The organism is Streptomyces sp. NPDC029122, from assembly GCF_055569445.1.
Map to the genome: position 1 here is coordinate 40,406 of NZ_JBVHWK010000040.1, position 22,167 is coordinate 62,572.

Consider the following 22,167-nt stretch of genomic DNA (forward strand, 5'->3'; position numbering starts at 1 on the left):
CCCTGTCCTGGGGGGGGGAAGGCCGCGAAAGAAGGGCGCCACCTCTCTTCTCCCCCCCCCTTCCCCCCCCCCCCCCCCCCCCCGCCACCCCCCCCCCCCCCCCCCCCCCCCCCCGCCACAGCGCGACGGCACCCCTACCCCGAGGGAGCCCCCATGGCCCAGAATGACGCTGCCCCCACCCCGCGTCGCGCGCTCCTGCTGGCCGCCGGCACGGCCGGCGTGGCAGCACTCGCCTCCACCCTGGCCGCTTCGGCCGCCGCGAGCACGGACGGCGAACCCCGCCCGCAGCCGGATCCGCGGGGAAGCGGCGCCGCACCCCGTTGCGTACTGACCACCGAGTGGGGAACCGGCCCGTACTACCTCGACCTCGACCTGGTCCGCTCCGACATCACGGGAGGACGCGAAGGCGTTCCGTTCCGGCTCGACCTGACCGTCGTCCGTACCTCCGACGGCTGCCGGCCGCTCGAGGGGGCCGCCGTCGACGTCTGGCAGGCGGACGCCGCCGGTGACTACTCGGCGGACGGCGCCACCTGGCTGCGCGGCACCCAGTTCACCGACGGCGCCGGCCGCTGCACCTTCCGTACCGTCGTGCCCGGCTGGTACGCCGAACTCGCCCCCCACATCCACTTCAAGGTACGCACGGACAACCGCTCGGAAGCCTCCTCACAACTGTTCTTCCCGGAGGACTTGCTGAAGGAGCTGTACACGCGCCGGCCCTACGCGCAGCGCGAGGTCCCCCAGCACCCCAACGAGCGTGACGACCGCTACCGGGAGTCCGGTGCCGCGCTCACGCTCGCTCCCCTTCCGGACGGCCCCGGGTTCCGTGCCGCGTACACCATCGGCATCGCCTGACCCGGCGCTGCCGAAGGGGGCGCCCACGGTGAGCGCCGGGGAGGCGGATAGCGTGCGGGCATGGCGATGACGGGGAAGCAGCGGGTCCTGTACCGGCAAGGCAGCGGGTTCTGGCGGATGACGGCGAAGTGGGTTCTGGTCTTCGGGGCCGTGTACCTGCTGGACGGCGCGGTGATCCGGTCATGGAGCCACGCTGTGGTCTGGCCGATGATCGGGATCCTGCTGTGGGTGCCGTTCGGGATCGGCGTCGCCTGGTACCCGAGGAAGGACCAGCGGGTCGCGCTGACGACACGTGAACTACGGGTGCGGCGCAGGCGGATGCCGATGGAGAAGGTGAACCTGCTGCACGTGGCGCGGCTGTGGCTGGAGGGGCGCTCGACCGCGGACGACCGGCCGGTGCTGGAATGGACACGGTCCGTCCGGGTGGTGTGGGTGCCGCTGCGGGACGGCAGGGCGTTCGGCGTGGAGTTCCGCGATCCGGCCGCGTTCGCCGAGGTTTTCGGCGCCTTCGCGGTCGCGGCGTGCGGCGGGCCGGACATCGTCCGCGCGAGGGCCGCGGCGGAGACCTACCCGGATCCGGTCCCCCTGCGGTCCCGCTCCACCGCCGACGAAGGCTCCTGGCCGGACCTCCTGGACGTCTTCAACTGAGAGCCCGAAACGACACCGGCCGGTCCCCCCGGCCGCCCGTCCCGCCGGGCGGCGGACGCCGATCGGGTACAGACGAAGGCGCCGCGGAGTGGACGGAGGGCGCCGCGGGCAGAGCGCGGAGGAGAGAGCCCCCACGTTCCGGAGGTACATCACATGTCCGTGCTCTTCTTCGACATCGGGGCCACTCTGGCGGATGCCCGCCTGGAACCCGACGGCACGCTGACGCTCAGGGCCAGGCCCCGGGTGGCCGCCGTCCTCGATGCCCTCCGTGACGTGCGCAAGGGGATCATCTCGAACCCGGGTCCGGGCGGCGGCGCGGCCGAACGCGCCGCGGCGGCCCTCGAGGAGGCGTTCCCCGGCCGTTTCACTGACGCGGGTCTGGTGCACTGGGGCGTGAAGGACAGCCGCGGGCTCTTCGACCTGGCGGTGGCGAGTACGGGAGGCGCACCGGCCGACGCGTGCGTGTTCGTGGGCGAGGACGCCCAGGAGAGGGCGTTCGCGCGGCAGGCGGGCATGCGTACGGCTCCGCATCCGGTGTTCGCCCTCGCCGCGCTGGAGAACCGTGCCGTGTTCCTCGCGCGGATCGGATTGCCGGACGGCCGGGACGTGTCCGACCTGAACGCGGCGGCGGAGACGACCGAGGCCGTTCCCGTTCATGTGGCCTCGGAGCGGCTCGTGCTCGTCATGGCGAGCGGGCGCGGAGCCGACGCGCTCGAACGCGCCGGGTTCACGGTGGAGGGGCGCGAACCGGTGGAGGACGGCCTGCCCACCTGATCGGCGTGCCGGGCGCGGCGAGGACCGCCGTCCGGCCCCGGGCGTCGCCCCAGGCCGCCCACCCGGCCCGACCGCTCGTCACCCGCCCGGCCGGCACCCCCCGCGAGGCGTCTTCGCACGCCCCGGCGGGAGGCCGGTGTCAGTCGGCGAGGATCCGCCGGGCCAGCAGTTCGGATCGGACGAGTTCCAGGAGGCGGCCCGTCCAGTTGCGGCCCCGGCCCCCGTTCTCGCCCCAGAAGCCCGAGTCGGCGTCGTCGTAGAGCAGGGTCGCGTCACCCGTGGCCAGCAGGATCGCCGCGAGGTCGGGGTGCTGCTCGTACTTGGCGCGCAGCAGCCGGGCCATGACCGCCGTCCGGACCCGCTCCCAGCCTTCGAGCCGCATCGCCGCGGCCGCGGCCGTACGGGCCTTCGCGCCCGACTCCGCCGCCACGACCTCGGCCCGGGCCTCCGGACCGGCGACGGACCGGGCCCAGTAGGCGTGCGCCACCGACGGGTAGGTTTCGCCGCCGACGGTGATCGGGGCGGGGTAGTCGTTGCGCAGCGCCCGCTTGCCCGGGTCTTCGAGCGCGCGCTGCGGATACGAGTGGTAGATCTTGACCGCGGGGGCGAAGGACTCGGCCGGCCCGTCGGCCGGCACCCGTGAAGGGGCGTCCGCGAGCCACCGCTCGCGGTCCTCGAAGTAGGCGACGGCCTCGTCGTACTCCTCCTGCGTGACCGTCTCCCCGGGCTCGTCGTCGGTCCGGCCGCCAGGACCCGCCACCAGTACCTGGAGGGGGTGGTCCCTGTGGTCCATGTCGCCGAGCGCGTAGCGCCGCACGGTCTCGGGGACGGCCAGGTAGGCGGCCCGGGCGGCGGCCCGGTTGTCCTCCGTGCGGTCCGCCATGAAGGCGTCCACCGCGGCGAGGCAGCGGTCGGTGGAGTCGGGGCGGCCGTTCAGGGCGTCGATGGTGTCGCGGACTTCGGCGAGCAGCAGGTCCGGAGTCAGCCGGGTGCGCGGTTCACCGAACGTCCACGAGGCCAGGTGGTGCGCGGAGGCGCGTCCGCCGTCCGGAAGGCTGGTGGCCACCCATCCGCAGCGCAGCTTCCGCTCGAACTCGTCGAGGGTGACCAGCTCCCAGCAGTCGACGAGGCCGTCGGCGTAAATGAAGAGGTCGGTGAGGAAGTAGGAGCCGCCGTTGCATATGAACGCGTGCCGCCAGGTGCCCGGTACGCGGACGCCGTCCGCCGTGCGATGGGTGATGCGCTTGCCGATCATGCCTGTGATGATGCCGGACGGACGGGCCGGGAGGCACCTCGATCGCGCGTCGAGGCCGTCGTGTGAGGATGTACGTCCGTATCCGGGGAGGCGATGGTGCTGAGCAGGGGCGCGCGGTGGGCCGCGGGCGCGATGACCGCGGTCTGCCTGGTGCTGCTCCTGGGGCCCGGCGCACCGAGCCGTGGCGTCCCCCACGCCAGGCCCCTGCCGCTCGACGCCGCCCGGGAGGCCGTACCGGACCGGGTCGCCACGTGGAACATCTGCAATCCGTGCGGCGGGAGCGGGCGCAACGCCGGCCGGGCGACGGAGATCGCCACGTACGCGCCGCAGGTCATCGGCCTGCAGGAGGCGTGCGTACGTGACGTCGAGCAGATCCGCGGGTACCTGGAGGAGCTCTACGGGCTGGTCTACCGGGTCGAGTACGGGACGGTCCAGCGGAACTGGAACCGCTGCGGGGGAATGCCCTGGCGGCCGGGCGGCTTCGGCCAGGCGATCCTTTCCGCGGCGCCGATGACGGACCGGGTGAGCGTCGAGTACCCGGACGGCGGCTCCGAGGACCGCGGTTACCTGGCCGTCACCACGCTGGTGGGCGGCCGGCCCGTCCGCGTCCTCAACACCCACCTCGCCGAGCGCCGGCAGGAGGAGGTGCGGGCGGGCCAGGTGAGGGTGCTCGCCGCGGAAGTCGCCCGCCACGACCGTGTGATCGTCCTAGGCGACTTCAACGCCGTGCCGCACGCGTCCGAACTCGGTCCGATGTGGGCCCTGGCCCGGGATACGGACCCCGGCTGCCGCCCCTCCACCGCCGGAGCCGGCGCGTGCACGGCGACCACCGACTGGAACAGCAAGTTCGACTACGTGTTCCTGCGCGGCCTCACCCCGCGCACGCACCGGGTCCACCCCAGCCCGCACTCGGACCACCACGTGGTGCACGCCGACCTGGACGGGGTCCGGCTGCCGCTCCGCTGATTTCCGCCGCGCCTCCGGACCCGGGGAGCCGGGTCACAGGACGGGGCTCTTATGGTCCTTTCCTCCGTATGTCACTCTGGCAGGGGGAACCGGGTCCCCCGCCTGCCGCACGACCCGGTCGACCGACACGGAATCGCCCCATGCCCCTGCCGCTGCTCTCCCGAGCCGTACCCGCCGTACTGGCCGGTGCCGTCGTCGCCCTGCTGGCGGCGTGCGGGCCCTCGGCCGCCGCGGGCACAGCCGCTTTGCCTGCTTCCTCCGCCCCGCGCCCGCCGGCCCTGGCGGCGTCCCCGGCGGCTCCCGCGACGCCCTCCGCGCCGGCGCCCGAGCCCGTCCCGGCACGGGAGTCGACGCTGTCCATACCCTCCGTGGGTATCGCCGGGCTCCGCGTCGTGCCCTACGAGGGCACGACCGACGACGCACCGGGGAGCCGCATACAGGACCGGGGCGTGGCGGCCAGCCCGTACGGGAAGGACGGCGGAACCGGACCCGGCATGGTGGGCAATTTCCTGGTCACCGCGCACCGCCTCTCGGCGGGCGGCCCGCTGCGCGACCTGCCCGCCGTGGACGAGGGCGACACGGTCCTGGTGACTTCGGGCGGCCGGACGTACACCTACGAGATCGTCGAGACCCGCAAGACGTCCTTCCGCTCCGCGCGCTCGCTGAGCGAACAGCGCGCCGCCGTGCCCGGGAAGCCCGGTGCGACCCCCACCCAAGCCATGATCACGATCTCCACCTGTGCCACGCCCGAGGACCACGCCGAGGGGAACTTCTGGAGCGACGCGCAGGGCAACCCCGAACACCGCATCGACAAGATCGGCGTCCTGCGCAAGACCCCCGGGCCCGCACCCGCCGCCTGACACGGGGCCGCCGGGAGCGCCGCCACCCCCGGCAGGCGTGCGTCAGCCCGGGTCGATGACGAGGTCCGCGCGGTGGCGGCCGCGCGCGACGAGCCGGGCGTTGGCCTCGTCGGACCGCGTCACCCAGGCGCGGGCGTGCGCAGGGTCCTTGCCGTGCCGTACGTGCCGGTCGACGAGGCGGTCCACCCGCAGGGCCTCGTCCGGAGCGAGGTACCAGGCCTCGTCCAGAAGAGGCCGTACCGGCGTCCAGTCGGCCGCGTCGTGCAGCAGGTAGTTCCCCTCGGTGATCACCAGGGGTACGGCCGGCCCGACGGGGATGCTGCCGGCGACCGGCTCCTCCAGCGAGCGGTCGAAGGCGGGCGCGTACACCGTGACCTGCTCGGGCGTGCGCAGCCGGCGCAGCAGGCAGACGTAGCCGGCCGCGTCGAAGGTGTCCGGCGCCCCCCTGCGGTCGGCCCGCCCCAGCCGGTGCACCTCGGCCTGCGCGAGGTGGAACCCGTCCATCGGCACCACCACGGCCCGCTCCGGCCCGAGCGCCCCGGCGATCCGCGCCGCCAGCGTCGACTTCCCGGCCCCCGGCGGCCCGGCGATGCCGAGGATCCGCCGACCGCCCCCGGCGGCCAGCGCACCGGCCCTCATGATCAGTTCCGTCGTCTGCACGTCCGTATCCTGCCCGAGGCCCGGGCCCGCCCGCCCGCGCGGCACCCGGCCCGGCCCTCCGGCCCCGGTCGTCGGACCGGGGCCGGAGGGGACACCGGTGACGGCAGGCGGCCACGCCCTAGCGCCGTGCGTCCACCACCGCGAGGAGCTTGCCACTGGCCGCGCTGCGATCCAGCGACGCGCCGTCGACCGCCTCGACCACCAGGTCCAGCAGCTGCTCCGTCACCGCCGAGCGCAGCTCCGGGTAGCCGGAGAGGAAGACCTCCCGCAGTCGCTCCGGATCGGTCGCCGGTGCCCGCTCCACCCGTACGGTCAGCCGCTCCCGCACGTCCGTACCGTCGAGCCTGATCTGCAACTCACCGCGGTGGCCGCCCTGTTCCTCGGCCATGGCCAGGAAGCGGCGGTAATGGAGGAAGTACGTCGCCACCCGCATCACGTCACCGGTGCGCCCCATCAGCTCGAAGCGGGGAGCGTGCCGCCCACAGGGGCAGCGGCCCGGGACCTCCCGGCCGAGGTCGCCTATCAGGTACCGGCCCAGGCGCTGCCCGCGCCGGGCGTGCGTGGTGAAGACCAGCCGGCCGGTCTCGCCCGGGGCCACCGGCCGGTCCTCGGCCACGTCCACGATCTCCATCGTGTGGAGGTCGGCGTGCAGGTGGTGGACGCCACCGGAGCTCTCGGTGCACTGGTAGCCCAGCGGGCCGAGGTCGGTGCTGCCGTACGTGATCGAGCGGACGGTCTCGATGCCGAACTCCTCCCTCAGCGTCCGCCGCTGCTCCTCCGTGAAGTGCTCGCCTCCGTAGAAGACCTTGCGCAGGCCTCCGTACGCGCGCAGCGCGTCCGCCTCCGCGTGCAGCAGCTGCCACAGGTAGGAGGGCATGCCGAAGAGGGTGTCGGCACGGTGCTCGATGACGGCCAGGGCCGTGGCCCGGTGGTCCGGTCCCGCGGACAGCGGCAGCTGCACGCCGCCGAGCCGTTCCAGCACGGAGAAGAAGCTGATGAAGCTGCCGTACATGCCACCGCTGTAGAAGAGGTTGGCGGTGCGGTCCCCGACCGGGTCGTAGCCGGCGGCGAGCAGGCCGCGGGCGGCGGCGTGCATCTGGGTGTCGTAGTCGTCGTAACTGAAGACCGACAGGGCGGGAGCGCCCGTGCTGCCGCCGCTGCGGAAGTAGAGCTCGGCATCGGCCCGGGCGGGCTCCCGCACGTTCTGCTTGCCGACCAGCGGGCCCGTCGGCAGCGGCAGTAGGACGGGCCGGACCAGGTCGTCGAGGCAGGCGGTGGTGGCGAAGCGGGCCGGGTCGGCCTGGACGGCGACGCGGCGGCTGTAGCGCTGCAGGGCGTAGACGCCGTCGTGCGGCTCGCCCGCGTAGCTCTCCAGCATGGCGCCGACCGGCGTGACGCGGGTGACGCCCGCGGCCAGCGCGGTGCGGGAGAGTACGGCGATGTCGGACCGGCTGCCCGCGATGCCCGCCGTCTGCAGGTAGCGGCGCATCGGCCGCAGGGTGGCGATCATCCGCTCGCGGGGCAGCGGCTTGACCCACACGCTGCGGTGCAGCGGCGAGGCCGTGAGCGGCGACCGGGTGTCGGCCATGACCCGCCACGAGCCGTCGGCGGCGGCGAACACACGGGTCAGGCCCAGGTGTTCCTCCAGCCGGGCCACCAGTTCGGTGGTGGTCAGCTCGGCGGCCTCGGCCGGGTCCGGTTCGCCCGCCGGGGCGGTGCTCGCGGCCGGCGGGCGGGCCGCGAGGACCGCGGCGAAACGCTCGGCGAAGGCGAACACCTCGCCCTCGTCCTCGGTGTCGAGGTAGACCACCTGGGGGCTGGAACACGCCTGCTGCTCGTGGAGGCACACGTCGTCCGCGAGGGCGTCGAGCGTGCCGGCGTCCGACCAGACGTCACCCGTCAGGTACGCGAAGGAGATCCGGTGTCCCCACTCCACCAGCCGGCACCCGGCCGGCACATGGGCCGCCACCCCTTCGACGGCGCCTTCCCCGCCCCACACGGCGACGGCGTCCGCGGGCGCGCACATCAGGCGCAGCCACTCCTGCCGGGACGAGGGGAAGCGCAGGACGACGACCCGTGCGGCCAGCGCGCCGCTGGGATCGAGGGCCGCGAGCTCGGCCATCAGGTGCTGCGTCAGGAGGGTGTCGGCGCTGCTGGTCTTGAGGATGTTGACGTTGCCGGCGAGCAGCCCCTCGACGATGCTCAGCGGCGCGACCGTCGCGGCGTTGCCCGGGGCGATGTGGGCGACCAGGCCGACGGGCGCCCACGCCTCGTAGACCGTCTCGCGCGGATCGGCCCGGTTCAGCCGGCCGGGAGTCGCGCCGCCGAGCTCGCGGCGCACCTTGCGGGTCAGCTCCCGCCGGCCCAGCAGCCCGCCGAGCTCGGCCAGGACCGCCGGGTCCTCTCCCGCGGGCAGGTGCGCGGCCAGCCGGGCGCGCACCGGGTGGGCCGGGTCGCACAGGGCGGTGGCGAGGGCGTCGCAGGCGGCCAGCACGGTCTCCGTCTCCAGCACCGTGGCCAGCGCGGCCTCGACGACGGCCGGCAGGGCCGCGAGACGGCGCCCGGCCTCCTCGTCCCCGATGAACTCACCCTGCCAGTAGTGGTGCGCGGCGCCGCCGCCGTGCCGCTCGTAGGCGGCCCCCGTCATGGTCTCCGTCACGGTCACGCCATGCCCTTCATCAGTTCCGCTGCGGCCACCGCGCAGCTGCGGTTGCGGCTCACCCCGGCACGGCCGTGGACGGTGAACCAGGGGGTCTCCAGCTCGCACCCGCAGGCGTCGCCCGGCTGGAGGGAGGCGAGGTCGCCCATGACCACGCTCTGCGCCGGCACCGAGGTGATGTACGGCGACACGAGGTGCAGATAGCCCCGCTCCCCGTACGGCAGGGCCTCGAGCGTGCGCGTGGAGCGGACCGTCACCCGGGACCACACGGGGGCGTGCAGCCGGTGGTGGTCGCACTCGATGTACGGGATGCAGTGCTCCACCGACCCGAAGGTGTCCCGTATCCGCTCGCCCGGGATGCCGAGCTGTTCGGTGACGCGGGCGTACAGGTCCTCCTTGCCGATGCGCCGGTCGGCGTGCCCCTTCCAGCCGCCGCCGAGGACGACGAGGGAGCCCTCGGGCAGGCGCAGCGGAGGCAGCCCCATGGCCCGCATCCGCTCGAGGGTGAAGAAGAGGAAGGCCGGGAAGCCGAGGATGCGGACGGGGGCGTCCTCCCGCTCGAAGCGGCGCAGCGCGGCGATGCAGCCGAAGGGGTCGAACTCGTGGTCGCCGCCGGTGTTGCGCAGGGCGTACTCGACGCTGCGCGCCGGGGCGAAGTCGCACAGGTAGTTGTCGGTGAAGGCGGTCCCTAGATTGAGGGAGGGGGCCGGTTCGTAGCTGTACAGGAGGTAGTTGACCTCCTGGTCGGGGGTGATCCAGCCGTTGCGCTCGAAGATCCGGGCGACCATCCGCTGAGCGGAGCGGATGGTCCAGTGGTCGAAGAACATCTGCGACTTCTGACCGGTGGTGCCGGAGGAGGTCAAGTGCAGCTCGACGTCCTCGCGCGGGACGGAGAGCACCTCGTGCCGCTTGAAGAAGTTCGCGTGGACGAGCGGCGTCCGGTACGGCCGCGCCGGGGGAGTGGCCTCGTACAGCGAGCGGAAGAAGGCGGAGCGCTCGACGTGCCAGGCGTTGGTCTCCGCCATGGCGGCGGCGAACAGCTCGTCCTCCGCGGGCCCGAAGGCGTACGGGTCGGTCAGGTCGCACAGCTGTTGCACGTGCGGCAGGAGGGCCGGGTCGGGAACGGCGACCGGCGCGAGATGGGGGTTCATGGGGCAACCTCGGATGATGTGGGCAGGTGCGTCGACGCCCAGGCCGACACGTAGCAGTCCAGATAGGGCTGGAGGGGCGGCTCGACGGCCACGCCGCGGAAGTCGATGCGCTCGCTGGAACGGGACAGGACGGCGTAGTCGTGGAAGCCGTCTCCGTCGGCGCGCATCGCCGGGTAGATGGCCCCGGCGACGAACCCCTCGGACAGGAAGGCCGAGAGGACCTCCTGGTGCGCGAGCGGCACCAGGGCCTCGACGTAGCCCGCGCCCGCGCGGGCCAGGGCCCGGGTGACGGGTTCGAGGCACGCGGCCGCGGCGGCCGGGTCCGGGTGGGCGGTCAGCAGGGAGCAGTACCCTCCGGCGCGGTTCAGGTAGGCGTAGACCTCGAACCGGCCGTCCTCGGGAGTGAGCAGCACGTTCGGGGTGTGCAGCGGGTAGAACCAGCCCTCGGCGCCCGGGAACCGCTCGCGGAAGCGGCGGCGTACGAAGGCGGGCGCCTCGATCATCTCCACCCGGTCGTCGGCGCCCCGCGGCACCGGCGGTGCCGGCTGCGGGCCGGCGGCGGCCCGCAGCCCGGGGTAGCCGATGCCCAGCGCGGCCTCGGCGGTGCGCAGCAGTGGCAGGAGCGGGGCGGGCACTTCGGTGACGGGGATCCGGCGATCCAGCACCCCGGCCGAGTGACGCGCGTAGAGTGCGAGGCTTTCACGGCTGCTGAGATCCACCGCGTTGGGCAGGATGCCCAGCGGGCGGAAGCCGTTGCGCGCGACGACGCGCTGCGGGCCGGCGCTGACGGTCCGCACCGTCGCGTACACCGAGTCCAGCCGCCCCGTGTCCAGCATGCCCGCGCACAGGGCCTCGGTCAGGGCCGCGGCCAGGCCCGACGAGCGGTGCTCGGGGTGTACGGCGATGCCCTCCAGGCGGCCGATGCGGCTGCCCGCCTCGCCGTGGATGGCGGCGGACGCGGTCAGGGCCCCGGTGCCGGCGCAGCGGCCGACGAGCCACAGGGAGTACGGGTCCTCGATGAGCCGGGCCATTTCGGCCGGGTCGGTGCCGAGGGCCACGGGGTAGTGCGGTCCGTAGACGGCGTAGTAGAGCTGGCGCAGTTCGGCGATGTCCGAGCAGGCGGCGGGGGTGATGACGGGGCTCACCGTTCGCCTCCGGCGGGTTCCGCCGCGGCCGGCGCGGGTGCGGGGGACCTCAGCAGGGCCAGCGCGCAGGCCGCGGGGACCAGTCCGGCGCCCTGCACCAGGCACAGGGTCCGAGGGGAGAGGAAGTCGCCGGCGAAGCCGAACGCCAGGGACGCCACGGGCAGGGAGGCGCCCAGCACGGCCTGCATCACGGCGAAGAAGCCGGGCTTCTCGGCCGGCGGTACCAGCCGCTGGAAGAGGGCCACGAAGCGGACGCTGACGGCCCCGGCGCACCAGCCGGCCACGGCCAGGCAGCCCGCGACGACCGGACGGTGCGCGACCAGTCCCGGCAGCGCGAGCGCGAGGGCCATCAGGCCCAGGCAGTACGCACCGGCGACCCTGGGGCTGCCCGGCACACGGGCGCCGGTGAAGGCGCCGACGAGCGTGCCGGCGCCCAGCGAGGCCTCCAGCAGGGCCACGGTGCCGCCACCGCCCGAGAGGACCGAGCGGGTGTACAGGGGGATGACGACGAACACGGCGGTGGTGAAGAGGTTCGCCGCGGTGAAGCAGACCAGGATCCGCCGTACGTAGGGGAGTTCCGCGAGGATGCGGCGCAGCGAACGCCGCTGCGTCGGGGCCGGCGCGCCGCCCCCGACGCCCGGCACGACGGTACGGAAGCGGGCGCTCGCGACGAGGAGTGCGGCGCCGAGGTAGGCGGCCGCGCAGCCGACGGCGAGCCCCGCCACGCCGGCCCGGTCGACCGTCAGGGCGCCGAGCAGCGCTCCGCCGAGGCCGGCCAGGGACTGGGTGGACAGCTCGAAGCCGGTGGCGGTCTCGATGTCGGCGTCGTCGACGAGTTCCGGCACCGAGGTGGTCAGGCAGGGGTCGAAGAACGCCTGGCAGGTCGCCAGGGCGAGACCGGCGGCGTACACGGTGGCCAGCGGCGGGCCACCGCCGTACGCCCACAGCGCGAGGGCACCCGAGGCGGACGCGGCCAGGGCGGCGGCGTTCCGCAGCACCGAACGGTGCGCGGACCGGGCGACCGCTGAGGCCACCACGGGCGCCAGCACCACGGCGGGCAGGGTGCAGGCCGCCATGAACAGTCCGGAGGCGAGCCCCCGGGTGTCCTGCACGGCATGGGCCACGATCCACCAGGACACCCCGACCTGGAACATCCGTACGGCGGCCTGGGCGAGTATCTGGCCGAGCCACACGGCGCCGAAGGCGCGGTTGCGCAGGACCAGTGGAGCACGCCGCCCGCCGCCCTCAGCCGCCTTCTCCGTCCCGGTCCCGGCCACCTGTACGGCGGTCATGCGGTCGGCCTCTCGTCGAGGACCCGGACGAGCTTGCCCGAGCGCGGGTTGACGGCGAGGTCGCGGTGGCGCACCCACTCCACGGACAGCGGGTGCACGAACCCGGCGCGCACGCTGTCCGGATACAGCGGCCGGACGTTCTCCAGCTCCGCGACGACGGCGTCGGCCAGCTCCTTCCGGCCGTGGCCGGGGGCGGTCGCCAGCCGCAGGACGAGCCCGTCGCGGCCGTCCCAGCGGCGGACGACGAGCTGCGTGCCGACCACGTGCCCCGAGGTGTCCGCCGCGGCCACGGCGTCCTGGGCGTCCTGGGTGTACAGGGAGACGGGACCCACCCGAACGCCCTCCTCGGCGCGGCCGAGTATCCGGAAGTGCCCGGGCCCGCTTCCGGTCCACTCGGCCCGGTCGCCCGCGGGGTAGCGGATGATCGGCATGAGGCGGCGGAAGAGACTGGTGACGACGACCCGGCCGGGCCGGCCCGGTTCGGTGATGGGCTCATCGGTGGAGTCGTCGAGGATCTCGACGACCGAGTACGGCGTGAAGGCACGGTGCACCCGGGCGTCGGAGCCGGCCACGGGGCGGCCGAGCAGGCCCGCGTCGACGCTGGCGTATCCGACGGAACGGACCTCGGCGCGGGGGAACGCGGTGGCCAGCAGGCGCCGCTGGTCGCCGAAGAGCGCCTCCCCGCCGAAGAGGAGCAACTCCACCGAGTCGAGCCGCACACCGGACGACACCGCCTGTTCGGCGAGCCGGCACAGGGTGGTCGGTGTTCCGGCCAGTACCTGGGCGCCGAGATCGCGCAGCGCCGGGATCGTCGACTCCAGCGGCGCGCCGCCGCCGATGGGCAGGCGTACGTTGTCCACGGGCGCGTGGGTGAGCGAGTCGAGGACGAAGAGGAAGCTGGCGTACAGCTCCCCGGCGTAGAAGAGGTCGGCGACGCGGTGTCCCGGGCGCAGGCCCGTGTCCACGAGTCCCTCGCCGAAGGCGGTGACGAACGTGCGCCACTCGTCACGTGTGTAGACGGAGAACTTGGGGGACCCGGTGGTGCCGCCGGTCTTGTAGACCGTGGCCTCGCTGAGCGGGCCGGTCAGCACGCGGCTGTCGTGCAGGGTGTTGGCTGCCCAGAACGCTTGCTGGTCGACCACCGGCAGGTCGGTGAGGTGGTCGATGTGCGGCGGCAGGGACGCGTAGAGGTCTTGGTAGAAGCGCGAGTTGTGACGGGCGAAACGTATGAGGTCCGAGAGCTGCTGGGCGGACATGGGCCTTTGCCTAGGTGACGGGAACGGGACGGGAGACACGGCGGGGCGCGGTGGGAGCGGGAACGCTCCTGCTGGCTCGGCCGGTGTGAACGAGGGCCCCCCGGCGCCCCGTCTCCTCGATGCGCGTCAAAAGTTGACGCGCAGTCACGATGATGAAACATCAGTGCCCTTGTCACCAAATTGGGCAAAGGTTTCCGGCCATGGCGGCCTTTTTCATTAGAATTTCAAGTAGTTGCCGCCTCGGCGGCGTGTGGGAGGGCCCCGCGGCCGCTCCGCAGGGTGCTCCACCGACCCCGGGATCAGGCCGCCGCGGCGCGGAACGTGCTGGGGCTCAGGCCCTTGTTGCGTTTGAACGCGGCACTGAAGCCGAAGGCGTCGGCATAGCCGACCGACCTGCCGATCTGGGCGATGCTGAGGTCGGTGTCGGTCAGGAGCGACTCGGCCTCGTCCATGCGGCATTCGGTGAGGTAGGCCAGGGGCGGACGGCCCATCAGCTGGGTGAAACGCCTGGCGAACAGGGCCCGGGAGACCCCCGACCGGGCGGCCAGCGACGCCACCGTCCAGGACTCCGCGGGCCGGTCGTGGAAGGCCTGCAGGGCGGGCGCGAGGACCGGGTCGGCCAGACCCCGGTACCAGCTGGGCGCGTCGGCGCCGGCCTGGTCGAACCAGGTGCGCAGCGTGCACACCAGCGCCCAGTCGAGGAGCCGGTCCATCAGTGCCTGCGAACCGGCCGAGAGCCGGGCGGCGTCGATGGCTGCCGTCTCCAGCAGGGCGCAGACCTCGGCGTCCTCATGGATCACCAGGACGGGGGGCAGGGCCCGCAGGAGCCGCTCGTGGCGGTGGCCCGAGGCGCGGTACGCGCCCACGATCAGCGTGGTCGCCTCCGCCGAATCGGCGCCCCAACGGATACCGCCGAGTTCCTGAGCGGTGCACTCGGCGTCCGCGGTGAAGCAGGCGATCTCGTACGCGGCATGGGAGCCGTGGACGCTGCCGGGACCGTCGGCGAGATGGAACGGCGCGGACCCGCTGACGATGGCCGTGTCGCCGGTCCCGACCGCCCGCTCGGTGCCGTCGGGCAGCAACAGAGTGCCCCCGCCGCGCAGCACGCTGATCATGGTGAGCGGTGCGCCGTCGGCGAAGCGGACGGTCCAGGGCGCCGTCAGTACGGCGTGACTGACGACCGAGCCTTCGGCCCGGATGCCACTCAGCAAGTAACTCAAGGGATCCACGCGGGGAATCGTAGACGATCTCCTATGCTCCGGAGCGTTTCTCCCATGGATCATCTACGGCACCGCGGTTGTACTTGACTCATCGAAACCGACCGAGACCAGCCAGGAGACAACGTGACGCAGCACGGCAGCGATGCCAGGACAGCCCTCGTGGTCGTCGCGCACCACCGCACCGATTCCCTCACCGCGCACACGGCCCGCCGTGCCGCCGCCCGGCTCGAAGCCGCCGGGTACCGCATCGACCTGCTCGACCTGCACGCCGAGGGGTTCGACCCCCGGATGAACACGTCGGACCAGCCGGACTGGGGCAACAGGGAGAAGCCCTACTCGGACGAAGTGCACGCCCATATGCGGCGCATCCTCGACGCCGATGTCATCGTCGCCGTCTTCCCGGTGTACTGGCAGACCGTGCCCGCGATCCTCAAGGGATGGATCGACCGCGTGTGGAACTACGGGTTCGCCTACGGCCGGAGCAAGCCCCGCCTCGCCGGCAAGCGCATCCTGTGGCTGGGCCTGGCCGGCGCCACCGCCGACGACCCCGTCGTGGAAGGGATGCGCGCCCTCCTCGAAACCAATCTGAGCGAAGGCATCGCGTACTACTGCGGCTTCTCGCATTCCACCGTGGGCCTGCTCACCGGCGCGGAGGAGCGCCCGCAGCGGGTCGACACCGAAGGCAACCTCCTGATCGGCGAAGCGGTCGCGGGCGCCGAGCGGGAGGCGCAGTACGCCGACCTCGACCGGCGTGCCGGGGAGTTCGTGGAACGGTTCGTCGCCGAGGAGCTCGTGACGGTCTGACCGCCAGGGCCCGCGCGTGCTCGTGGCGCGGCGGACGGCCCCGGCCGACGCTCCGCGCGGCGGGGGCACGGCCGGGAACGTCCCCCCCCCGCGGCGGTTCAGCCGACGGCCTTGAAGACCTCGCCCAGGTCGACGAACTTGAAGCCGGTGGCCTCACGGTCGCCGTCGCCCGGGGTCTCCTGGCCGTCCTGGACGACCAGCAGACCGTTGGGGTAGCGCGCGCCGAGGGGCGCGTTCAGGGCGGCGGCCCCGTCGCAGACCTCCGAGCCGTCGAGCGCGGCGGAGGCCCCGGTGATGCGGAAGGCGCCTTCGAACTCGTTGTGGTCGTCGCGTTCGCGGTCGTAGGCGACGAAGGTGTTGTCGCCCTGGCTGGAGGCCAGCAGATAGCCGTCCCCGTCAGCCTCGGTGACCAGGGTGAGGCCCTCGACGTCGGCCGTCAGGCGCTTTCCGCCGTAGCCGGGGTCGGCGCCCGGCACGCACTCCTCGGTCTGCGGGTCGTAGGTGCCGGGAACGCCGTACTCGCGGACCTTGTCGATCAGCTTCGGCGTACCGGTGAGGCCGGCGTCGATGCGCCAGATGCCGACGTCCTCCTGCCCCGCGTACAGGGTGCCGTCGGCGGGGTCGACGACCATGCCCTCGACCTGCGGCAGCTCGCCCGGCTCGGCGCAGGGCGTCCAGGCGGCGCCGTTGGGCAGGCGGAAGGAGGCCGGCAGATCCAGCGTACGGACCTGCTGGTAGCCGACGGTGCCGGCCGGGGTGGGGAGCAGCTCGAGCAGGGCGATCCGCGTGCGGTTGCGCTGGCTGACCATGGCGTAGGAGCGACCGGTCCTGCGGTCGGTCCAGGTGGCCAGGCCGTAGGCGGTCTTCTGCTCGTTGATCTCGGCCTGGTCGGCGGAGAAGACCGGGCGCGCGCCGGGGTCGGTGATGTCGGTGAGCGGGCCGCCGGGCCGGTCCCGGTCGATCCGGTAGATGCGCAGCCGGTCGTTGCCGCGGTCGCTGACCACCGCGACATCGGCGGGCCCGGGGGCCAGGCGCATGCCCTGGACCAGGTCGACGTTGTTGAAGCGGCCGGGCGCGTCGTCGGCGCCCGGTCCGGCCGGGGCGGGGATCGACTGCACCTGGTGCGCGTCCAGGTCGTAGACCCGCAGGCCGCCCTGCTTGGCTGTGGCGACGACCAGGCTGCGGCCGGGGTCGGCGGCGTTGCGCCAGATCGCCGGGTCGTCCGCGTTGGCGTCGCCGCCGGCCTCGTCGTCGTACAGAGGTGCGGTCTCGGCCTTCGGCCGGACGCCGCTGATCGAGGAGGCCTGCGCCGGGAGCGCGAAGGAGGCAGCGAGTGCCGTGCAGAGCACGAGCGCGGAGGCGCGAGCTGCCAGACGTATCGTCATGTTTCTTCCTTGATAGGGGTTCGCCCTGGTAAGGGAGACGCTCGCTGGAGCGCTTGTCATGACCGCGACTGGAAAGTTTCCGGTAGTTGAACTCGCTGCGAAACCCCCAGGGGCCTCGGGGTTCCCGGGGCGCCGTCCCGGTCCGCGAACACGACGGCGGGTGGACAGACCTCTGACGAGCGTAGGCTTACGATCACGATTCTTCCAGCGGAGGAGAGCTGACCGGCCGTGATGCCCCCGTGCTGTGCGATCTGCCGCGCGTCCCTCAGGGACTGCGACTACGAGACCTTCACGCTCGTGTACTTCCGTGCCGTGGCGCCACCGCTCGATCACGAGGGGCATCCCGAGAACGCCGTCTGGTTCTGCGAGAACCACGTCCGGTACACCGAGGGCAAGACCCACATGAGCGCCGTCCTGGCCATGGTCCACGTACGCGCCGCGATCCGGCGCAACGCCCGGAACCCCTGGCCGCTCCCCAGCCTGCCCTGAGCCCCGCGCGCCGCCCGGCGATCCGCGGCGGAGCGCCTCCGGCCGCGAGCTGTTCGCGACGGCGGGGCGGGTGGGGGGCGACCGCTTCCCCCCGGGGGGGGTACGAGGCCCCCGCCGTGGACCGGCAGGGGCCTCCGCTCCGCCGCGAGCGCTACGGGCCCTCCGTCCCGTCCGCGGTCAGCCCGCGACGCGGGCCATCCACGCCTCGACCTCGTCCGCCGAGCGCGGCAGCCCCGCCGAGAGGTTCTCGTGGCCGTCGGCGGTCACCAGCAGGTCGTCCTCGATCCGGACTCCGATGCCGCGCCACTCCTCGGGCACCGTGAGGTCGTCCGGCTGGAAGTACAGGCCCGGCTCCACCGTGAGCACCATGCCCGGCTCCAGCACGCCGTCGACGTACTCCTCGTTGCGCGCCTCGGCACAGTCGTGGACGTCCAGGCCGAGCATGTGCCCGGTACCGGCCATGGTGAAGCGGCGCTGCAGGCCGAGCGCGTAGGCGCGGTCCGCCGGGCCCTCGATGAAGCCCCACTCGACGAGCTTCTCCGCCAGGTACCGCTGTGCCGCCCCGTGGAAGTCGCGGTACGCGGCTCCCGGCTTGACGGCGGCCATGCCCGCCTCCTGGGCCTCGTACACCGCCTCGTACACCGTGCGCTGCACGGGCGTGAACGTGCCGCCGATCGGCAGGGTGCGGGTGACGTCGGCGGTGTAGAGGGTGTGCGTCTCCACGCCGGCGTCGAGCAGGAGCAGGTCGCCGGGACGTACCGGGCCGTCGTTGTCGGTCCAGTGCATGATCGTGGCGTGCTCGCCCGCGGCGCAGATCGAGCCGTAGCCGACGGAGTTGCCCTCCAGCCGGGCGCGGCGGAAGAAGGTGCCCTCGATCCACCGCTCGGAGGACGCGACGGCCCGCGAGAGCTCGCCGACGCAGTCGGTGAAACCGCGCACGGTGGAGTCCACCGCCTTGCGCATCTCCCCGATCTCCCAGGCGTCCTTGACGAGGCGGAGCCCGCTCAGCGCCTCCTCCAGTTCGGCGTCGCGCTCCGGGTCGGTGGTGACGGCGGCCTCCAGCACCGGGTCGATCCCGCGGACGATGCGGGTGGGAACGCCGGGAGCGGCGGCCAGGTCGCCCGCCGCGGTGCGGACGTCGCGGCAGGACAGCCCGAGCACGCGCTCAGACTCGGAGAGGGAGCGGCGGCGGCCCGTCCACAGCTCGGCGGTGTAGCCCAGCCAGAACTCGTCGGTGTCCCGGCCGTCGCGCGGCAGCTGGTAGCAGTACGCGTCGTGGCCGCCGTCCGGGCGGGGCTCGAGCACGAGCGCCCCGTCGCGGGCCTGGTCCCCGGTCATGTGGACGTAGCCGGAGTACGGGCGGAACGGGTAGATGTCGTCGTTCGAGCGGGCTTTGAGGTTGCCGGAGGGGATCACCAGCCGCTCGCCGGGGAAGCGCTCGGAGAGCGCGGCGCGCCGGCGCGCCGCGTACGGGGCCTGCTCGTCGAGCGGGAGGCCGTGCCGTTCGGTGTCCGCCCAGCCCGTCTTCATCAGAGCGGACAGTTCCTCGGAAACCCCCGAGTAGAGGCCGTTCTTGCGACCCTTCGCCACGTCGTGCACCTGCTTCCGGATGGGTTCGACTTGCCGGGAAGCCCCGGCGGCACCCGGACGGTACTGCGGGACGGCATGCCGGGGAGGACCACCTGTGTCAATGGCACTGATCGGCCACCGCTGCCTTGTGGTCGTCGATAATGCGGTGCATGGCGAACGCGAAACTGGGCGAGGCCCTGCGGATGCTGGGCATCGGCCCCACGGCGGGCCGCGTGTACCTGACACTGCTCGAAGCGGCTCCCGCTCCGCTCACCGAGATCGGAGAGGCGGCCGGGCTGGACGGCGCCGAGTTCGCCGCGGCCTACGGCGAGCTGGTCGACGCCGGGCTGGCCAGCGCCGCCGCCGAGGGGGGCGCGGACGTGGTGGCGCCGGTGCCTCCCGCCGCGGGCCTGGAGATCCTCGCCAGGCACCGGGCGGCGGAGCTCGAGGGATCACGCATCACCGTGGGCGGCGCGTTCGAGTCGTTCCGCCGCCAGCGGCTCGCCGCGTACAACGACAACCTCGTCGAGGTGGTGACCGGTGACGCCATCGGCCCGAGGATGCGCCACGCCTGGGCCAGCGCTCGCAAGCAGATCCGCCAGCTCGACTCGCCGCCCTACTTCCCGCTGGCCGGAGCTCTCGACGACGCGCTGGCGACCCTCGCCCGCGGTGTGACGCAGCGGGTCGTCTACTCGAAGGCGTCGCTGGAGGTGCCCGGGCAGCTGGAGACGGCCATCGAGCCGTGCATCGAGGCCGGCGAGCAGGCCCGGGTCGCCCCGGCGGTCCCCGTCAAGCTGGTGATCATCGACGAGGCGTACGCGCTGGTGTCGCTGTCGATCAGGGAGGCGGACGTGCACAACACCATGCTGGTGGTCCAGCCGTGCGGCCTGCTCTCCGCACTCCTCGCCCTGTTCGAGCAGACCTGGCAGCAGGCCCTTCCCTTCCACGGCCGCGCCACCCGCCCGGCGGGCCTGCCGCCGTCCGACCGCCGGCTGCTCCGCCTCCTCGCCGGCGGCGCGAGCGACGAGGTCATCGCCCGCGAGCTGGGCATCAGCCGCCGCACCTTCTTCCGCCGGCTCCAGGTCCTGATGGCCCGCCTGGGAGCCGAGAACCGCTTCCAGATGGCCCTTCAGGCACAGCGCAGCGGCTGGTTGTGAGCAACGGCGTCAGGCGCCGACCGCACGGGCGCCACGTCCGCATCGCGGAGCTCGGCGACACCCCGTGACATCGGCGGCCCGACGTCACGGGGCGTCCTCGTACCGGCCGGCCGTCAGGAAGACCGCCGGCCGGCGGTACCGGCTACCGGCTACCGGCTGAGCGACTTGAGCGCCGCCGCGTCGTACGGCTTCAGCTCGTCGAAGCGGTTGCCGAGGACCTTCGCCGCCCACTGCGGGTCCTGGAGCAGCGCCCGGCCGACGGCGACCATGTCGAACTCGTCGCGCTCCATGCGGTCCAGGAGGTTGTCGATGTCGCCGAGCGCCGCGCCCTCGCCCGTGAAGGCGCGGATGAAGTCCCCGTCGAGACCGACCGACCCGACGGTGATGGACGGCCGGCCGGTGAGCTTCTTGGTCCAGCCCGCCAGGTTCAGGTCCGAGCCTTCGAATTCCGGGAGCCAGTAGCGGCGGGTGGAGGCGTGGAAGACGTCGACTCCGGCCGCTGCCAGCGGGGCCAGGATCGCCTCCAGCTCCTCCGGGGTCTGCGCGAGCCGGGCGTCGTAGGCCTCCTGCTTCCACTGCGAGTAGCGGAAGATCACGGGGAAGTCGGCCGGGACGCGCTCGCGCACCGCCGCCACGATCTCCGCGGCGAACTTCGTACGGGCGACCGCGTCGCCGCCGTACGCGTCGGTGCGGCGGTTGGTCCGCTCCCAGAGGAACTGGTCGAGCAGGTAGCCGTGGGCGCCGTGCAGTTCCACGCCGTCGAAGCCGATCCGGACGGCCTCCGCGGCGGCCTCGGCGAACGCGCCGATCACGTCGTCGAGGTCGGCGAGGGTCATCGCCTTGCCGGTCCCCTCGGTGCCGTCCACGCGGATGCCGGAGGGGCCGACGGCGGGCGCGTCGGCGTACGGCGCGTCGCCCTGATTGCGCACCATCCCTATGTGCCACAGCTGGGGCACGATCGTGCCGCCGGCCTCGTGCACGGCCGCGGCGACCTCCGCCCACGCCGCCAGCTGCTCCTCGCCGTGGAACCGCGGCACCCGGTCGCTCTGTCCGGCGGACTCGTGGCCCACGTACGTTCCCTCGGTGATGACCAGGCCCACGCCCGCGGCGGCGCGGCTGGCGTAGTACGCCCGCACGTCCTCGCCGGGTACGCCGCCGGGCGAGAACATCCGCGTCATCGGCGCCATCGCGATGCGGTTGGGGACGGTCAGACCGTTCAGCGCGACGGGCCGGGAAAGGATCTCGGCCGCGCGGGAGGCGGTGGACGTGGTGACGGTCATGCGGGTCCTCCGGGTTGAGACTGTGGCTCGTCGGGGTGACAACCTGGAGTGCATAGTACACATGCTATGTATCATGCATATTGCTACGGTCTGGCCGGCGCTCGGGACTTCGTGACCTCACGCCGAGCCGTCCACGGGTCCGCGGGTCCGCCGGTCCACGGGTCCGCGATAATGAAGCGCCGGAAGGAGCGTGAGGCGCAGTGCTGGAGAAACTGGAGCGGGAGCTGATGCTGCTCTCACGGCACCAGGTGCTGGCCCGGCGCGACCGCGACCCCGAGCGCCTGGAGCGGTCCGCGTACCTGCTGCTCAGCAGGATCGACACACAGGGCCCCATGTCCATCGGACAGCTGTCAGAGGCCTTCGGCCTCGACACCTCGACCGTGAACCGCCAGACGGCCGCTCTGCTGCGCTGCGGACTGGCCGAGCGCGTCGCGGACCCGGACGGCGGCATGGCCCGCAAGCTGCGCATCACCGCCGAGGGCGGGCGCCGGCTCGCCGCGGACCGCGAGGTCAACCGTTCCTGCCTGGCCCGGGTGGTCGCCGACTGGTCCCCCGAGGAGATACAGGAGCTGGAGGACGTGCTGGTCCGGCTCAACCGGAGCGCGGAGGCCCTGGAAGGACGGCACTGGCCGCGCACGGAAGAAGACGGCGCCTAAGGGCTTGCAGATCATTAACACGGTGTTTTGATCTTGTTGTCCTCGCCGGTCTGTGCCTGGACTCGGGCCTGAAGGGCGGCGAGGGATGT

20 protein-coding genes are annotated in these 22,167 nt (G+C 73.2%); 9 read left to right on the plus strand and 11 right to left on the minus strand.

Annotated features, from left to right (window positions below; genetic code table 11):
* Window positions 1-153 precede the first annotated feature (153 nt).
* The 3 genes from ACZ4WZ_RS31780 to ACZ4WZ_RS31790 all read left to right on the plus strand — a co-directional run bounded on the left by ACZ4WZ_RS31780 (window position 154) and on the right by ACZ4WZ_RS31790 (window position 2,274).
* The gene (locus tag ACZ4WZ_RS31780; protein ID WP_467896268.1) at window positions 154-852 is read left to right on the plus strand and encodes a dioxygenase family protein; all 699 of its coding nucleotides are present in this window, start codon (window positions 154-156) and stop codon (window positions 850-852) included.
* Window positions 853-912: 60 nt separating this feature from the next.
* A complete protein-coding gene (locus ACZ4WZ_RS31785) occupies window positions 913-1,500 on the plus strand; it encodes a hypothetical protein (RefSeq protein ID WP_467896270.1) in 588 nt (195 codons plus the stop codon).
* A 153-nt stretch (window positions 1,501-1,653) separates the two neighbouring features.
* Window positions 1,654-2,274: an HAD family hydrolase gene (locus ACZ4WZ_RS31790; RefSeq protein ID WP_467896272.1), complete on the plus strand. Its 621-nt coding sequence runs from the start codon at window positions 1,654-1,656 to the stop codon at window positions 2,272-2,274.
* Window positions 2,275-2,413: 139 nt separating this feature from the next.
* Here ACZ4WZ_RS31790 and ACZ4WZ_RS31795 read toward each other — a convergent pair whose 3' ends face one another.
* A complete protein-coding gene (locus ACZ4WZ_RS31795; protein WP_467896274.1) occupies window positions 2,414-3,529 on the minus strand; it encodes an NADAR family protein in 1,116 nt (371 codons plus the stop codon).
* Window positions 3,530-3,622: 93 nt separating this feature from the next.
* On the opposite strand from ACZ4WZ_RS31795, the gene ACZ4WZ_RS31800 reads away from it, so the two are divergent.
* Entirely contained in the window at window positions 3,623-4,495 is an 873-nt protein-coding gene (locus ACZ4WZ_RS31800; protein WP_467896276.1) for an endonuclease/exonuclease/phosphatase family protein, read from the plus strand.
* Between the two features lie 140 nt (window positions 4,496-4,635).
* Window positions 4,636-5,355, plus strand: a complete 720-nt coding sequence (locus tag ACZ4WZ_RS31805; protein WP_467896278.1) for a class E sortase — start codon at window positions 4,636-4,638, stop codon at window positions 5,353-5,355.
* A 42-nt stretch (window positions 5,356-5,397) separates the two neighbouring features.
* On the opposite strand, the gene ACZ4WZ_RS31810 is transcribed toward ACZ4WZ_RS31805, so the two are convergent.
* From ACZ4WZ_RS31810 to ACZ4WZ_RS31840, 7 genes are all read right to left on the minus strand, one after another.
* Window positions 5,398-5,994, minus strand: coding sequence for a nucleoside/nucleotide kinase family protein (locus ACZ4WZ_RS31810; RefSeq protein WP_467896309.1), 597 nt, complete (start codon window positions 5,992-5,994; stop codon window positions 5,398-5,400).
* A 139-nt stretch (window positions 5,995-6,133) separates the two neighbouring features.
* Entirely contained in the window at window positions 6,134-8,680 is a 2,547-nt protein-coding gene (locus ACZ4WZ_RS31815) for an acyl-CoA reductase (RefSeq protein ID WP_467896280.1), read from the minus strand.
* The gene (locus ACZ4WZ_RS31820) at window positions 8,677-9,825 is read right to left on the minus strand and encodes a LuxE/PaaK family acyltransferase (protein ID WP_467896282.1); all 1,149 of its coding nucleotides are present in this window, start codon (window positions 9,823-9,825) and stop codon (window positions 8,677-8,679) included. The genes ACZ4WZ_RS31815 and ACZ4WZ_RS31820 overlap by 4 nt, the downstream gene beginning before the upstream one ends.
* Complete coding sequence (locus ACZ4WZ_RS31825; RefSeq protein WP_467896284.1) at window positions 9,822-10,970, minus strand: GNAT family N-acetyltransferase; 1,149 nt, start codon at window positions 10,968-10,970, stop codon at window positions 9,822-9,824. Before ACZ4WZ_RS31825 ends, ACZ4WZ_RS31820 begins: the two co-directional genes overlap by 4 nt.
* The gene (locus ACZ4WZ_RS31830) at window positions 10,967-12,262 is read right to left on the minus strand and encodes an MFS transporter (RefSeq protein WP_467896286.1); all 1,296 of its coding nucleotides are present in this window, start codon (window positions 12,260-12,262) and stop codon (window positions 10,967-10,969) included. The genes ACZ4WZ_RS31825 and ACZ4WZ_RS31830 overlap by 4 nt, the downstream gene beginning before the upstream one ends.
* Complete coding sequence (locus ACZ4WZ_RS31835; RefSeq protein ID WP_467896288.1) at window positions 12,259-13,518, minus strand: phenylacetate--CoA ligase family protein; 1,260 nt, start codon at window positions 13,516-13,518, stop codon at window positions 12,259-12,261. The genes ACZ4WZ_RS31830 and ACZ4WZ_RS31835 overlap by 4 nt, the downstream gene beginning before the upstream one ends.
* A gap of 299 nt (window positions 13,519-13,817) precedes the next feature.
* On the minus strand, window positions 13,818-14,747 hold the full coding sequence (locus tag ACZ4WZ_RS31840; RefSeq protein WP_467896290.1) for an AraC family transcriptional regulator: 930 nt from the start codon (window positions 14,745-14,747) through the stop codon (window positions 13,818-13,820).
* Between the two features lie 114 nt (window positions 14,748-14,861).
* Here ACZ4WZ_RS31840 and ACZ4WZ_RS31845 point away from each other — a divergent pair, with 114 nt between their 5' ends.
* Window positions 14,862-15,542, plus strand: coding sequence for an NAD(P)H oxidoreductase (locus tag ACZ4WZ_RS31845; protein ID WP_467896292.1), 681 nt, complete (start codon window positions 14,862-14,864; stop codon window positions 15,540-15,542).
* 98 nt (window positions 15,543-15,640) lie between these two features.
* Here ACZ4WZ_RS31845 and ACZ4WZ_RS31850 read toward each other — a convergent pair whose 3' ends face one another.
* A complete protein-coding gene (locus ACZ4WZ_RS31850) occupies window positions 15,641-16,927 on the minus strand; it encodes a phytase (protein ID WP_467896294.1) in 1,287 nt (428 codons plus the stop codon).
* 228 nt (window positions 16,928-17,155) lie between these two features.
* Here ACZ4WZ_RS31850 and ACZ4WZ_RS31855 point away from each other — a divergent pair, with 228 nt between their 5' ends.
* Entirely contained in the window at window positions 17,156-17,416 is a 261-nt protein-coding gene (locus ACZ4WZ_RS31855) for a hypothetical protein (protein ID WP_467896296.1), read from the plus strand.
* Window positions 17,417-17,593: 177 nt separating this feature from the next.
* On the opposite strand, the gene ACZ4WZ_RS31860 is transcribed toward ACZ4WZ_RS31855, so the two are convergent.
* On the minus strand, window positions 17,594-19,006 hold the full coding sequence (locus ACZ4WZ_RS31860; RefSeq protein WP_467896298.1) for an aminopeptidase P family protein: 1,413 nt from the start codon (window positions 19,004-19,006) through the stop codon (window positions 17,594-17,596).
* A gap of 149 nt (window positions 19,007-19,155) precedes the next feature.
* Between ACZ4WZ_RS31860 and ACZ4WZ_RS31865 the strand changes: the two genes are divergently transcribed.
* Window positions 19,156-20,142: a LuxR family transcriptional regulator gene (locus tag ACZ4WZ_RS31865; protein WP_467896300.1), complete on the plus strand. Its 987-nt coding sequence runs from the start codon at window positions 19,156-19,158 to the stop codon at window positions 20,140-20,142.
* A gap of 149 nt (window positions 20,143-20,291) precedes the next feature.
* Here ACZ4WZ_RS31865 and ACZ4WZ_RS31870 read toward each other — a convergent pair whose 3' ends face one another.
* Window positions 20,292-21,422: an NADH:flavin oxidoreductase gene (locus tag ACZ4WZ_RS31870; protein WP_467896302.1), complete on the minus strand. Its 1,131-nt coding sequence runs from the start codon at window positions 21,420-21,422 to the stop codon at window positions 20,292-20,294.
* A gap of 227 nt (window positions 21,423-21,649) precedes the next feature.
* On the opposite strand from ACZ4WZ_RS31870, the gene ACZ4WZ_RS31875 reads away from it, so the two are divergent.
* On the plus strand, window positions 21,650-22,078 hold the full coding sequence (locus ACZ4WZ_RS31875; protein ID WP_467896311.1) for a MarR family winged helix-turn-helix transcriptional regulator: 429 nt from the start codon (window positions 21,650-21,652) through the stop codon (window positions 22,076-22,078).
* Window positions 22,079-22,167 lie beyond the last annotated feature (89 nt).

What these genes read in the sequence shown, in the direction of transcription:
- ACZ4WZ_RS31780 (WP_467896268.1), top strand. Translation starts at nt 154, where the DNA reads ATGGCCCAGAATGACGCTGCCCCCACCCCGCGTCGCGCGCTCCTGCTG.
- ACZ4WZ_RS31785 (WP_467896270.1), top strand. Translation starts at nt 913, where the DNA reads ATGGCGATGACGGGGAAGCAGCGGGTCCTGTACCGGCAAGGCAGCGGG.
- ACZ4WZ_RS31790 (WP_467896272.1), top strand. Translation starts at nt 1,654, where the DNA reads ATGTCCGTGCTCTTCTTCGACATCGGGGCCACTCTGGCGGATGCCCGC.
- ACZ4WZ_RS31795 (WP_467896274.1), bottom strand. Translation starts at nt 3,529, where the DNA reads ATGATCGGCAAGCGCATCACCCATCGCACGGCGGACGGCGTCCGCGTA.
- ACZ4WZ_RS31800 (WP_467896276.1), top strand. Translation starts at nt 3,623, where the DNA reads ATGGTGCTGAGCAGGGGCGCGCGGTGGGCCGCGGGCGCGATGACCGCG.
- ACZ4WZ_RS31805 (WP_467896278.1), top strand. Translation starts at nt 4,636, where the DNA reads ATGCCCCTGCCGCTGCTCTCCCGAGCCGTACCCGCCGTACTGGCCGGT.
- ACZ4WZ_RS31810 (WP_467896309.1), bottom strand. Translation starts at nt 5,994, where the DNA reads ATGAGGGCCGGTGCGCTGGCCGCCGGGGGCGGTCGGCGGATCCTCGGC.
- ACZ4WZ_RS31820 (WP_467896282.1), bottom strand. Translation starts at nt 9,825, where the DNA reads ATGAACCCCCATCTCGCGCCGGTCGCCGTTCCCGACCCGGCCCTCCTG.
- ACZ4WZ_RS31830 (WP_467896286.1), bottom strand. Translation starts at nt 12,262, where the DNA reads ATGACCGCCGTACAGGTGGCCGGGACCGGGACGGAGAAGGCGGCTGAG.
- ACZ4WZ_RS31835 (WP_467896288.1), bottom strand. Translation starts at nt 13,518, where the DNA reads ATGTCCGCCCAGCAGCTCTCGGACCTCATACGTTTCGCCCGTCACAAC.
- ACZ4WZ_RS31850 (WP_467896294.1), bottom strand. Translation starts at nt 16,927, where the DNA reads ATGACGATACGTCTGGCAGCTCGCGCCTCCGCGCTCGTGCTCTGCACG.
- ACZ4WZ_RS31865 (WP_467896300.1), top strand. Translation starts at nt 19,156, where the DNA reads ATGGCGAACGCGAAACTGGGCGAGGCCCTGCGGATGCTGGGCATCGGC.
- ACZ4WZ_RS31870 (WP_467896302.1), bottom strand. Translation starts at nt 21,422, where the DNA reads ATGACCGTCACCACGTCCACCGCCTCCCGCGCGGCCGAGATCCTTTCC.
- ACZ4WZ_RS31875 (WP_467896311.1), top strand. Translation starts at nt 21,650, where the DNA reads ATGCTGCTCTCACGGCACCAGGTGCTGGCCCGGCGCGACCGCGACCCC.